This window comes from Bacillus sp. Marseille-Q3570, assembly GCF_946151055.1.
Classification (GTDB): domain Bacteria; phylum Bacillota; class Bacilli; order Bacillales; family Fictibacillaceae; genus Pseudalkalibacillus.
Window position 1 is genome coordinate 19,704 of the sequence record NZ_CAMGYZ010000012.1, and the last position, 13,143, is coordinate 32,846.

The window sequence follows — 13,143 nt, forward strand, 5'->3', positions numbered from 1 at the left end:
CTTGGCCTAACTACTAACTGATGTTTCTTCTTTCTTAGATGGTTCTAATTCTCTAATTGCACTTGTTATTGTGATAATTGAATATCCAAGTAACAGTAATCCCGGAATAATAAGAAGTAGAGCTCCACCCATTTTAGAATTTGCAAAATTCATCAGATATCCAAGATACGGTATAGTAAAACCTGTATACTCCCCTATAACGTTTGCTGCTAGGACAGGTTCATTATCTGGATCTTTGTTGCTGTCACCTTTTGTAAGGTACTGTAAGGTTTCTCCTGATCCAATCACCTCATGTATTCTGTGGGTTACAAGATTTGTTTGATCTTTCATGTAAGTAATAACATCACCTTTACTAAAACTCACTTTCCCTTCAACAGGTTCAATAGCGATAATCGATCCCGTTTTAAAAGTTGGTTCCATGGATCCAGATAGAACTGTTTTTAACTGATATCCTAAAAAGTTAGGCTCTCCCCCTGACGCTTTGGAGGATATTACTACAAATGCCATAAGGATAAACGTTATAAATAAGATTGTAGTTGTAAGATTACTAAGCACTTTCAAAACCTTTACTTTCATTCTTCAATCACCATCACTTTGCGTTTTGTTATCAGTTTCTTTGTTACTCTTTTCCTCTTCTGACTTTGTGACTGGTTCAGTGATATCTTTATTAGCAGACTCTTTTGAGTCACTTTTTGCTGCATTTGTTTCTACATTTTGCTCAGATTCTTTCTCTCCCTGTGGTGAAGCTTCTTCTTCCGTTTTTGGAGTTATAGCATCTATTGATTCAGGTGCCTGTTCTTTTTTATTTTCTGACTCCGAGGGCTCATTCTGATCTTCCTGTGTATCAGCAGGATTATCCTGAGTATCGCCTTCTTCTTCAGTTGCAGGATCGATTATACAATCAAATAGAATTATTTCACTTGTCATAGTATTGAATGACTGTTCTCCATTTTCACTTTTGTGCCCAGGACGTTGATATGCCTTAAAGAAATACCTACCGTTTTCCTCTGGTTTATAACTAAGTTCACCAGTTACGTTTTTACCTAATGGTTCTAATTCACCTGTATAAACAAGTTCTTTTTGATCGCTTTTATTCTCACCTAAAGCTTTGTATACTTCATATTTTGCAGTACCTTTCATATCTTCACCGCCGTTTTTAATAGGGACAGTAATTTTTCCATCACTACAATTTTTTTCTATCTTTTTGCCTATAATTTCTAAAGAACTTTTATCCCATTCAATAGGAAATACATCTGCTGCGCCTAGGTGATTTTTTATTCTTTCTATGTCGTTAAAACTTGCTATTGTAGGTGAGGATAGGTAAACGATCATTAACAATAGAAGATAAACCGACAAAACCCCTTTAAAGCCAGTAATCATTTTAATTTGTCTTTTTCTTTTCATTGTCAATCGCCCTTTTCTTATGGGACTCACCCTTTCTTGATGTGACATTTTGAAATATTCCTGAACATCCTATGTATGTTCTTTTTTAAGAACATCTTATATTCGGAGTATATACCTATATAACGAACGAATAAACATGTGAAAATGGTCATATTGTTCGTTTAAGGGAACGTTTCTGCCTATTCACTCTAATTAACTTCATTTTTCGTACTTTTTTAAGTTTTTTAAATTTCTTTTTAAAGAACAATTATAATAGTAACCTAATTCATGTCCAATTAAGGGTTGTTGCTGTTCTTTTAATAGAACAATCTTACAAAAAAAATCCTGATGATCTCTCATCAGGATGCGAAATTTGTTTATTTAGCTTATTGGCATATATTTCAGCGTAATTTGGTCGTTGACATCATTCACTTTCCATCTTCTTCACTTCGTTTTCTGCGTAGCTTGGCATTTTGGCTGCTTTTGAGCGTTGTTCCATTTCTTTTGCGTTGTTGTTGCGTTGTGCGTTGGCGTTGCCTTTTTTCTGTTTGCCCATCATTCGAACCTCCTGACATCTGTTTTTATTAGTATGGACGATTTGTCATTCATAATTCTTCTATTTTTGGTCAATCTAAGGTATAGGAGGTGTTCGTTATGAGTGGACCTTATTTATGTCCGGGCTGTAAAACCAATCGAACCCGCTTCAATGTGATTGAACAGATTCCTAAAGGCGTTAAGCTGGACCCGCAATCTGGGGATGTCGTCGAGGAGTATTCGAACGATGACCTTGAGATGTTCCATATGCCTTATAAAGGGTCGCAATATCGTGTACAATGTGCTGCATGCGGGTTGATCGAAAATGAAGAAACATTCAAAGCACGCGCCAGCTCGTCACAAAACCCATTTCTTTCGTAAGAAAAAGCACCCGTCAAGGTGCTTTTATTCGTTCAATTCAAAATTCAGTTCATTGTCATCAAATTCGATATACTTTGGGATCTGTAATAATCGTATCTTCATCTCTTCAAGCCGTTCAAAATCTTCTTTTTTCATACCGAAAAATTGTTGCTGTTCGTAAATTTCACCATCAGAATGTACCCCTTGTGAGTACCCCTGTTGCGATAGAATCGGTTTGCCATCCTGATCTGTCAATTCGTAAAACGCTTCACCGAACCGATATTGAGCTAAATCAGGCATTTCTTTTATACGTTTTTGATATTCGGTATAGTTTGTGAAATGGAGGCCTTGCAATTCTTTATCCGCTTTTATCGATAACACGAAGCCATAATTGAAATCATTCGCTCCAGGTCCGATTTGGTCTTTTTCCATTTTGGCAAGGTTGAACTCTATCCCATTGACTGTACCTATTTTTCGATTGATTTGTTCGCTTTTGTTTCCTTCTTTATCTCTCTCAAGGAATCGCTGTAAATCTCCACTCGTGATTGTATGTGATACTTCTTCATCGGTACTGTAGGTGGCGCCGAGAACTTTCAGCTTAAGCACTTCTTCATTTACAAAGGTAAGACCCTGATAATGCGGAAGACCTAAGAATTGTTGTCCATCGGGTTTTGTTTGGATCGGCGCGAAGTCCTGGTGTCCGTTATAGTTATAATTCAATCTGTTGAACTCGTATGGGGAATCAATCACAACATTCAGCTGACTGAAATTCAAGCGCATTTCAAGATCTGTAAAAGTGATTTCCATATCATCAGCTAACTTTACTTTTTGATTGATCGGCTTCTTCTCTAAAATGGGATTCCAGCTTTTGAAAGGATAATCAAAAGACAAATCGTCCAGTGCGATCGAAGTTTCAGAATCATTTTCCCTCTTTTGGATCAATTCGATATCGCCTAATCCGATTTTATTTATTTTTTCAACTGCTTCTGTATTGAAGGTATGCTTTTGTTCTGCATCCAGCCATTCAGAAAAATCCTGGAACATCTTTTCATTGAATTCAGGTTCAATCCATAAACGTCGATAGATCCTGTTTTTATAGACAACACCGTCATTAGGTAAATATACCCCTCCAGGGTGATTTCTGTTTCCAACCGCAACTTCAAACGGTTCTTGTCCTTCAGCATGATATGTCAGCCGATCAAGTGACAAACATGGAATTTCTTCAGGTTTATCATCAAAAGGAGATAAGTCGAGGCTGTAGGTGACCAATAGGCGCATGTCTTCGTTCCAAACCGAGTGGATTTTGAAAGTACGTCTTTCCTCTATGATATCAACCTCTATATCCTTGATTTCTGTCATAAGATCATATTCTTCAATCAATTGAAGTTGCTGTGGATCATGGTTTCTAACGGATTGGTTCAACTTTTCATTCAGTTCGCTTTTTGTTTTTGCCACATTGAACACTTCTTCATCAACCGCAAACGAGGTCTGTTCTTTTTCCTTGAAGATGTCGGTTATGAACAGGAATGCCAGGACAATCAGAACGACTGGTACAATCTTTATGAATTTATTTTTCCCTTTCATCGTTTCCCCCTTGATTCAACTTTATATTGAGTTCTTTTTCATCAGTATTAAGGTGGTTCGAGATGTTCCATATTCGTACATTGAGTTCTTCTACTTGTTTGAATTTTTCTTTTTCTATGCCGAAGTATTGGATATGTACATTGTCTTCCACACCATGTCCGTATAAATCCAGAACTCTGATGACCTCACCATCTTGATCAGACATCTGTATGAAAGGATGTCCTTCGAGGCGATCCCTCTCTTCTTCTGGGTAACTCTCCATTTCTTCCTCTATACTTGTATAGTCGGTAATGTATGAACTGCGATAATTCTCCGTGTTTGTCTTTTTCAATTCGAAACCGATCGTCGCGCTGTCAGATCCACTACCACTTGGCCTGATGGTATGCAGAGTAAACTCAGTTCCGTTTACCACTCCCAGGGTACGGTTGATATTATGAATAGAATCAACACCTCTTTTTCGATAAGCAGTGAGTTCTTCCTTTGTGACTTTAAAAGTCAATTCTTCTTCTGAAGGGATCTCAGCGGCCAAGATCTTAAATTCGAAACGGTCCGTCATGTTTTCTTCGAAGATCGGTAACGTTAGAAATTGATTTCCATCTTCATCTTTTTCGATGATCGCTCTGTCGGGACGCCCATTACGTTCGTAGATCAGCGTCCTCAACGTCGTTTTTTCATCCTCTGATCCTATATCTAGGTACAATCTTTGGGAGTACAACAACGTCTCCAATCTTTTAAAATGGATCGAAACGGTTTCATTCAGTTGAAGTGTTTCTTCAAGATCTTTTGTTTCAAGTATAGTGTTTTCACCTATAAAATTACTTTTCAGCGTAATATCCTCTATGTAAATTGGCTGGTCTTCCGGTTTGTCTTTCTTGATGAAATGGACATCTTTAAGTTCGACTTTATGGATCTTTTCGATTGCACCTTCCCGTGCCGTCCAATCATTTTCCAAAGTAGGAAAGTCAGCTTCGATGAAAACTCTTCTGTAGAGGCGGTTTTCATACACGATCCCATCATTCGGCCAGTTAAAGGCGTTTTGTTCAGTTGGATACTGCACGTCGATTTCCAACGGTTTCTTGTCCTCTGTAAAATAGGTGAGTCGGTCCAGAAGCAAGTAAGGGATATCATTCGGTTCCTCATCGTCTGGCAACAGGTTGAAGCTGTATGTTATAAGCAATCCTAAATGCTGGTTGACTACCGAGTGGATTCGAAAATCACGTCGTTTCTCCATAATCGATACATTGACATCATCAATTTCTGTGTCCAGACTGTATTCGTCAACCCGTTGCTGAAAGCCATAATCGGGCATATCCACTTCAAATCTCAACTGCTTTCGAAGATCAGATTTTGATTCTGTGACCCTGAACTTTTCATCATCTACAGAAATTGCCGTTCGTTCTCGCTCCTGGAATTTTTCACTGATGAGGAAAAAAGCTACCATGATCAGAACAACGGGAATGATTTTTATCAGCTTTTTCTTTTTCATTTTTGCCCCCAATTCGGTTCTGACCCTAATCAGGAATCGAGATTGTGATTTCCTCTGAATTGAATTCTATCGGTTTCGAAAAATGGAAGAGCCTGAACTTCAATCCATCAGAATTCATGAAATCTTCTGTTTCCATCGCAATATCCATTGAACTTTCATTAAGGTTTGCGTGCCCTGCAATCCCTGACAATTGGATGAGATCCCCTTTCGAATTGGTTACCTCCATGTAAGTATGTGAATCAACTTCGTGCGGTTGCCGGTCATTATCTTTTTCAACAAGAACATCGGCATAATCACGGAACCATGAAGGACCATAATTCTCCCATGGGGTTTCCATCTCCACGAAGATTTTCAAGTACTTTTCCCTAGCATCTTCAAAATCGATGCCGATCAGCTTGAAAGAACGCCCCGTAGACAATTTTCCAAGTTCTTTATGCATATCCAGAAAAGATGAGTCAGTCGTCTGTTGGTGCTTGAAATCAGAAATAACTTGTTGAGTGATTTCATATTCGAACTCTTCATCAGACGGAATCATTCCACCTACAAATTCCAGCCGTATTTCGTCATGATCATTCATCTCTCCAACCCGGAGGAATGTTTCACCATTTTCATCAAATTGGAGCCCAGACTCATGTTCCCCGCCATTGAACTTGAACGCAAAGGCATAATACCGCTCTAGATCAGGTTTAACATCAAGATATAACCGGTTTTCCCCCAGGTGGACTTCCAGCCGTTTTACGTGAGCTTCAGAGTCTTCTTTGAGCGGAATGGTTTCATCAATTTCAATCGTTTCAAGTGCCTTTTCCTCATGCATGAATTTCATTTCGAGTGGAATCTTTTCGATCGGATGCGTTTTTTCCCCATCCACCAGATGCAACATGGAAAGGGAAATATTTTCTACACGCTTCAAATTGTGATCGAAAGTCTCGTGTTCATTCGCGGCTTCTGATCCGCTCCATCCAAGCACTTCTTCATAAGCATCATATACTTCAGGTTGGATCCATATGCTACGATAAAATCTATCCTGAAAGACAAACCCATCATTCGCATATCTTGTACGATTCTCGAACCCGTTCGTACTGTAAAATTCCGCATTCAACTCGACAGGTGATTCTTCATGATTATGTAAAGTAAGTTGTTCGACTTCCAGATAGGGTACATCTTCTGGACTTTTATCCGGCAGCAACAAAGTGACACTGTAAAGAAGATAGATGTCTTGATTGTTGCTCCATGCTTCATGAATCTGTACGTTTCGCTTGATCCCCATTACAGGAACAATTTTTTCTTCAAAAGTATCAATCAAACCATATTGTTCAGCTTTCTGGATTTCATTCAACAAATATCCAGATTCGGCTTTGTTATAAAATTTAACCTCTTCATATGTATCGACGACTGTGAAATCTTTTTCTTCATCATTTTCTTCTATGTTACCAACCTCTTGTTTTTGAAGGTGTTCGCTTATGAAAAGGAATGCAGTCAAAACAAGTAGGATCGGTATAACTTTTTTCAGTAGGATGCTTCTATTGATATTCTTCTACCCCCTTATCCTTCATCCTACCATAAGTTCTAGTATTTAGGAGGTTGATAGGGAATTTTTCAACTTTAGATGAGAAAAACTCGATTAATCGATCGTTTTTAAATGAATTTCATTAAAAAAGCTATATGAACGGATTGAAATAAACGAGGGATGAAGATGAAACCAAAATTATCTACAAAAATTGGAGGTGTAGTTACAAAAATTTGTAATTATCTACAAAAATAGGGGAGTAATCTGCAAAAATCAAAAATTAACTACAAAAATTCATGATTATCTACAAAAGCAGAAAAAGACTCCACCTGCAAGAGATGAAGTCTTTCGAACTTGTATCATTCGCCGCCGCACCAGTCATAGATCACAAGCGCAAAAATTTCGGCTGCCTGGAATACTTTTTCAAGCTCGATGAATTCGTTCGGATAGTGGGCAAAAGCAGTTACGCCAGGTCCGAAAACGATCGAAGGCGTGTTTCCGACCTGGGTCAGGAGACCGCCGTCTGTCCCCCAGGGCGAAGCTTCGATTTCAGGGGCGACCCCCAGCACTTCCTGGTACCTTTCCTGTAAAATCCCCATCAGTTCATGCTCGAGGTCAATCGATCCTGGCAGCCATTGCGCACCGAACCACTCGACCTCGACAGGGTGCTCTCTGAACCACTCGTCATCAATCCGACGCATCGCTTCCTCAAACTCTGCCTTCACATCTTCCAATGTTTCTTGTGGACCGATGCCGACACGCCCTTCAATCAAAATCTCATCCGGTACAGAAGACGGCCAGTTTCCCCCTTCCATTTTCCCGATGTTGATCGGCAGTGGAATCGGCGTTTTGGCATAAAGAGGATCGTCTACGCGGGCATTCCGGTCTTTTTCAAGCTTTTGGATCGCCTCGATGACCGGCATCGCTTTTTCAATGGCACTGACGCCTTCATAACGGGTGCCGCCATGTGCAGAACGACCGAGCACCTTCAACCTGAACCACTTCGAACCTTGCTGTTTCGGGAAGATTTTCATGTTGGTCGGCTCTGGGACCAGGGCCGCATCAGCCGTATACCCTCGCAACACAGCCGCAAGTGTCCCTGCCCCGCCGCTTTCCTCCTCTATGACACTATGAAAAAGGACATCACCTTTCAGCTTGACCCCTGACTCTTTTAAACATTGGATCGCTAGTAAAAGAGAAAGATTGCCGCCTTTCATGTCCGTGACACCCCGACCGTACATTTTGCCGTCCCCGATATGACCGCTGTATGGGTCATGGTCCCACTGGTTGAGGTCACCTGCCGGAACGACATCAATATGGCCATTCAACACGATCGATTTACCGCCACCCGTCCCTTTCCATCTTCCAACGACATTCGGGCTCCTGGAAAAATCCGTCCGTGTTGCGCAAAAATAAGGATGTTTCAAAAATTCGTCTCCAGAAGGGATCCAATAATCGACTTCGAGACCGAGCTTTTCAAGATGATCACGGACAAGGTTCTGGACGCCTTCTTCGTTTTCTTGCACGCTGCCTTCCTGCACAAGCTTTTGTAACAAATCGATTGCGTCCTCCCTGTTCCGGTCGAGCCATTGTTTCACTTTTTCCTGCACCTCAAACGCCCCCTTTCTCCTATGTAGTTTTCAAGAATTGATCGTCAATGTCCTGCTTACGTTGAACGTTGCTTCGGTCGCTTTTTCAATTTCATCGAGTGAATACGGGTGCATGATTTCGATCAATTCCAAACCGTCTTCATTCACCTGAAAAACCGCCATTTCAGTGATGATCATGTGCGCCCCTTTTTGAACAGTAAGAGGCAGGCGGCACTGGTGCACGATTTTCGAACCGCCATCCTTATTCGTATGGTTCATCAGCACGATCACTTTTTTTGCTTTTTGGGCAAGATCGATCGCTCCTCCCATTCCTGGCACTCGTTTCCCAGGGACGATCCAATTTGCGATATCCCCTTCTTCACTTACTTCGAGCGCACCAAGAATCGTCATATCGAGATAACCCTTCCGGATGATCCCGAATGCTGTGGCACTATCAAAGTAGGAGGCACCGGGAATCAAGGTGACCGGGTAGCCTCCAGCATTGGAAAGATGACCATCTTCTGTCCCTTCATCAGGTGAGGGCCCCATCCCTAAAATTCCGTTTTCCGTGTGCAGCATCACACCGAGCTCTGGTTTCAGGTAATCAGCTACAAGGGTAGGGATGCCGATGCCCAGGTTCACGATCATCCCCTCGGTTATTTCTTGTGCGGCACGTTTTGCGATCCGTCTGCGCGTTTCAGCTCCCAAACCCATTGCCAATCCACCCCTTTACTTGGTACGACGTAATCCACGAATGCACCCGGTGTCACGACGCATTCCGGGTCAAGCTCTCCTGCTTCGACAATCCGCTCAGCCTCGACGATCGTGATGTTTCCGGCAGTCGCGACATGCGGGTTTGTATTCCGGGCACTTTTATCATAGGTGAGATTTCCATAGACGTCTGCTTCTTTCGCAAATACGATCGAAACATCAGCAGTTAGAGCTGGTTCGATCATGTATTCCCGGTCATCTACCGTCACCTTCTGCTTTCCTTTTTCCACAAGAGTGCCGAGTCCGACATCGACAAGGATCCCACCGAGTCCCATACCGCCGGCGCGGATTTTTTCAGCCAGTGTTCCCTGCGGATAAAATTGAACGTCAAGCTCCCCGTCATGCATCTGCTTTCCTGCTTCAGGATTCGAGCCGATGTGGGAGACGACGATACGGCGTACCCGTTTTTCAGTAATCAATTTTCCTGGTCCGATCCATGGGAAGCCTACGTCATTTGAAATCAACTCGATGTCTTTGATCCCTAACTCCAAGATGAAATTGACGAGACCAGGAGGAGCACCTACTCCCCCGAACCCGCCGCACATCAAGGTCATGCCATCTTTAAAATGATCAGCCAAATCCTCCAATTTCGTCACTTTCGAAGGAATGTTCGGATTCATCCAGTCCTCCCCCTAACTGATCGAGCGATGCTGCAAAAGTCCATCCTGGTCAAGCTCCTGGCTGATTTCAGCGATCGCTTCTTCTAGAGTCGATAATAAAAATTTCAATTCTTCCTTGCTGATCGTGAGCGGTGGGGCAACGATGATCGCATCACCGGCCGTTCCATTGATGCCTCCCACTGCTGGATAGACGATCAGCCCTTTTTCAAAACATTTCTTGATGACCCGTTCCGTGACGAAAGTGTGGATCGGGAAGCATTCTTTCGTGTCGGGGTTACTGATGAATTCAAGACCCCACATCATCCCTTTTCCTCTCACGTCCCCGATGACCGGATAGCGATGTGATAGCTGGAGCAATTCTTTTTCAACATAAGGTTCAAGTTCTGCCACATGCTCAGTGATCTGATGGCGTTCAATATAATCGAGGACAGCAAGAGCGACAGCCGCAGATTGTGGATTACCGCTGAGGGTGTGACCACTCATGATCACTCTTGAACCGCTTTCGATCGTCTTGATGATTTGTTTGGAGGCCATCGTTGCACCAATCGGCGTGTAGCCTCCGCTTAATCCTTTGCCGAGCGCCATGATATCTGGCACGACACCCCAATGCTCCATCGCAAAATTCTTCCCTGTCCGTCCGAAGCCGGTCATGACTTCATCGGCAATCAATAGAACTTCATAGTGGTCGCAAATTTCTTTTATCCGATCGAAATAAGGCTCCGGTGGAACGATCGCTCCACCTGCAGCTCCTATGATCGGTTCGAAGATGAATGCTGCGACTTTATCAGGTCCGATTCGTTGGATAGCGATTTCCAATTCGTTCGCACACTTCATCCCGCATGTCGGGAACGTTTCGTAAAAAGGACACTGATAACAATATGGCGGCGAAACGACAGGATAGTCTGCAAGTAAAGAGGCAAAACGGTTCCGTCGCATGACATGCCCGGACATTGAGAGAGCACCGAGCGTTATCCCGTGATAACTGGTCCACCTGGAAATGACACGATCCTTTTCTTTCCGTCCTTTTTCCTGCCAGTACTGGACCGCAATTTTCAATGCGGTCTCTGTCGCTTCCGATCCGCTGTTCACAAAAAACGTGTAATCGAGATTCCCGGGCGCCATTTGCGAGAGCTTATCGGCAAGCTCTTCAGCCGGACGGTTGGTGAATTGTGACCGATAGACGAATGAAATCTTCTCGGCTTGTTCCTTCATCGCTTCAATGATTTCGACAACACCATGCCCAATATTGGCTGTGACTGCACCAGATGCGCCGTCCAAATATCGGTTCCCTTCCGTATCATATAAATAGATTCCTTTGCCGTATGCAACTTCCGGATAAGATGCTCCAAGTAATGGTTTGATCAGATGTGATTCTTTGGCCATGGCTATTAACACCTCTTTTCTACTGGGGACGGTTCTGGTGCTTCCTATCATCAGAACCGACTTTCCGATGCTGAACAGTGTTACACTTCTGGTCTTGAATTCATTCTAGTGACCAAAAATGCAACATCTGCCCCTACAACTTGAAGTAGTTCTTCTTTAAAAACCGCGGGACTGCCATCAATTCTTTGAATGTGACTGAATTCGGCAGCGGTTTCGTATCGATCAGCATCATCTGATCTTCAATTTCCTCGATAAGGCTCTCTTCTTGATATTCCATACCGCAATCCGGGCAGGATACAGATGGAATTTCTTTTATTTCAATCGCTCGCGAGCCATCGGGAAGTTCCCAATAACCCGTTTTGGTCGCTTCTTCTGCCTGATTTGATTCACACCACATGCAATGCATCGAATACCTCCTTACTCGCCAACTGTTTTCTGCTGTTCGGCTTGCCATTTCCGTTCGATCATTTCATCGCGCTTCGAACGACGGTCTTTCAAGGAAGAGTGTTCAGGATCTGTTTCATAATTTTTACGACGGTTCAAACGCTGCAAGCCTTCCGGCACGAGGTTGAACGCTTCATCGCGCATCAGACTGGCAATGCCGACTGTCTTCGGTTTTTCGGCAATTTGATAAACCTCGTCGAAATAGGATTCTGCACGGCCTGGAACGTAATTTTCCGGCTCAGGATAAGTTGTGATCACACCTTCAAAGTTACGAAGGACGACTTTATCCGCACTTTGCGAGATGATATAATTCGGCTGGACGGAGATCTTTCCACCGCCCCCTGGTGCATCGACAACGAACGTCGGGACAGCGTATCCGGATGTGTGTCCCCGCAACGACTCGATGATTTCGAGTCCTTTGGAAACAGGTGCACGGAAATGTCCGATGCCTTCCGACAGGTCACACTGATAGATGTAGTAAGGACGGACACGAATCTTAACGAGATCATGCATCAACTTTTTCATGATGTAAGGACTGTCATTGATCCCTGCCAGAATGACGGCTTGATTTCCAACCGGTACACCGGCGTCTGCAAGCATCTCACAGGCTCGCTTCGAGTCTTCGGTGATTTCAATGGATGTATTAAAATGTGTATTCAGCCACACCGGATGGTATTTCTTCAAGATGTTGCAAAGGTTCTCCGTAATACGCTGCGGGAAAACGACAGGTGCCCGTGTACCGATACGGATGATTTCTACATGTGGGATCGCACGTAAATTTTTCAACACGTATTCAAGGATATTATCATTGATCAAAAGACCGTCTCCACCCGAGATGAGGACGTCACGTACTTCAGGCGTATTTGCAATATAATTGATCGCCGCATCCAATTGCTTTTTCGGGACACCCATCCCGATCTGTCCTGAGAAACGGCGCCTTGTGCAATAACGACAATACATCGAGCATTGGTTCGTCACCAGGAACAGCACACGGTCTGGATAGCGATGGGTCAGACCAGGTACAGGTGAATCTTCATCTTCATGTAACGGATCTTCAAGATCGTATTTTGTCTTATTGATTTCCGCTGAGATCGGTACCGACTGCATCCGGACCGGACAGCGATGATCATCCGGATTCATGAGTGAAGCGTAATAAGGTGTAATGTTCAACGGGATGGTCCTGGTTGATATACGTACCCCTTCTTCTTCCTCAGGTGTCAGATTCACCACTTTCTTTAGCTGATCGACATTTCGGATCGTGTTGGTCAGTTGCCATAGCCAATCATTCCATTGCTCGTCAGTGACGTCTTTCCACAGTTCAATGTCCTTCCAATGACGATCTGGTTTGTAAACGAACTCTCTCATGTGATTCCCCCCAGTTAAAGTCTACTCATCTATCTATATTGCAAGTTTTGTGCCAATTTTTATTATTCTGAATATTGATGGGTCATTGTATCATATGAGCGAGTGACTATAAGGGGT

General features: G+C 43.0%; 13 protein-coding genes. 1 reads left to right on the forward strand and 12 read right to left on the reverse strand.

All coding sequences use genetic code 11. The annotated features are described in order from the left end of the window. Positions 1 to 6: 6 nt before the first annotated feature. The 3 genes from sipW to N8M93_RS16400 form a co-directional block, all read right to left on the reverse strand. On the reverse strand, positions 7 to 576 hold the full coding sequence (gene sipW, locus N8M93_RS16390; RefSeq protein WP_261133663.1) for a signal peptidase I SipW: 570 nt from the start codon (positions 574 to 576) through the stop codon (positions 7 to 9). A 3-nt stretch (positions 577 to 579) separates the two neighbouring features. Further along, entirely contained in the window at positions 580 to 1,452 is an 873-nt protein-coding gene (gene tapA, locus N8M93_RS16395; protein ID WP_261133665.1) for an amyloid fiber anchoring/assembly protein TapA, read from the reverse strand. 355 nt (positions 1,453 to 1,807) lie between these two features. Further along, positions 1,808 to 1,939 carry a hypothetical protein gene (locus tag N8M93_RS16400; RefSeq protein WP_261133667.1) on the reverse strand — a complete coding sequence of 44 codons (132 nt, stop codon included), beginning with the start codon at positions 1,937 to 1,939 and terminating at the stop codon, positions 1,808 to 1,810. A 98-nt stretch (positions 1,940 to 2,037) separates the two neighbouring features. On the opposite strand from N8M93_RS16400, the gene N8M93_RS16405 reads away from it, so the two are divergent. Further along, positions 2,038 to 2,298: a DNA alkylation repair protein gene (locus N8M93_RS16405; protein ID WP_261133669.1), complete on the forward strand. Its 261-nt coding sequence runs from the start codon at positions 2,038 to 2,040 to the stop codon at positions 2,296 to 2,298. A 24-nt stretch (positions 2,299 to 2,322) separates the two neighbouring features. Here the strand turns inward: N8M93_RS16405 and N8M93_RS16410 are convergent, their stop codons facing one another. From N8M93_RS16410 to ablA, 9 genes are all read right to left on the reverse strand, one after another. Next, a complete protein-coding gene (locus N8M93_RS16410; protein WP_261133671.1) occupies positions 2,323 to 3,861 on the reverse strand; it encodes a hypothetical protein in 1,539 nt (512 codons plus the stop codon). Continuing rightward, a complete protein-coding gene (locus tag N8M93_RS16415; RefSeq protein WP_261133673.1) occupies positions 3,845 to 5,347 on the reverse strand; it encodes a hypothetical protein in 1,503 nt (500 codons plus the stop codon). The genes N8M93_RS16410 and N8M93_RS16415 overlap by 17 nt, the downstream gene beginning before the upstream one ends. Positions 5,348 to 5,372: 25 nt before the next feature. Further along, positions 5,373 to 6,827 carry a hypothetical protein gene (locus N8M93_RS16420; RefSeq protein ID WP_261133675.1) on the reverse strand — a complete coding sequence of 485 codons (1,455 nt, stop codon included), beginning with the start codon at positions 6,825 to 6,827 and terminating at the stop codon, positions 5,373 to 5,375. Between the two features lie 386 nt (positions 6,828 to 7,213). Then, the gene (locus N8M93_RS16425) at positions 7,214 to 8,464 is read right to left on the reverse strand and encodes a peptidase (protein WP_261133677.1); all 1,251 of its coding nucleotides are present in this window, start codon (positions 8,462 to 8,464) and stop codon (positions 7,214 to 7,216) included. A gap of 30 nt (positions 8,465 to 8,494) precedes the next feature. Then, a complete protein-coding gene (locus tag N8M93_RS16430) occupies positions 8,495 to 9,157 on the reverse strand; it encodes a 3-oxoacid CoA-transferase subunit B (protein ID WP_261133679.1) in 663 nt (220 codons plus the stop codon). Beyond that, entirely contained in the window at positions 9,100 to 9,834 is a 735-nt protein-coding gene (locus tag N8M93_RS16435) for a CoA transferase subunit A (RefSeq protein WP_261133681.1), read from the reverse strand. Before N8M93_RS16435 ends, N8M93_RS16430 begins: the two co-directional genes overlap by 58 nt. A gap of 12 nt (positions 9,835 to 9,846) precedes the next feature. After that, a complete protein-coding gene (locus tag N8M93_RS16440) occupies positions 9,847 to 11,217 on the reverse strand; it encodes an aspartate aminotransferase family protein (RefSeq protein ID WP_261133683.1) in 1,371 nt (456 codons plus the stop codon). A 133-nt stretch (positions 11,218 to 11,350) separates the two neighbouring features. Continuing rightward, a complete protein-coding gene (locus tag N8M93_RS16445; RefSeq protein WP_261133685.1) occupies positions 11,351 to 11,623 on the reverse strand; it encodes a YokU family protein in 273 nt (90 codons plus the stop codon). Between the two features lie 11 nt (positions 11,624 to 11,634). Next, on the reverse strand, positions 11,635 to 13,026 hold the full coding sequence (gene ablA / locus N8M93_RS16450; protein ID WP_261133687.1) for a lysine 2,3-aminomutase: 1,392 nt from the start codon (positions 13,024 to 13,026) through the stop codon (positions 11,635 to 11,637). Between the last annotated feature and the right edge of the window lie 117 nt (positions 13,027 to 13,143).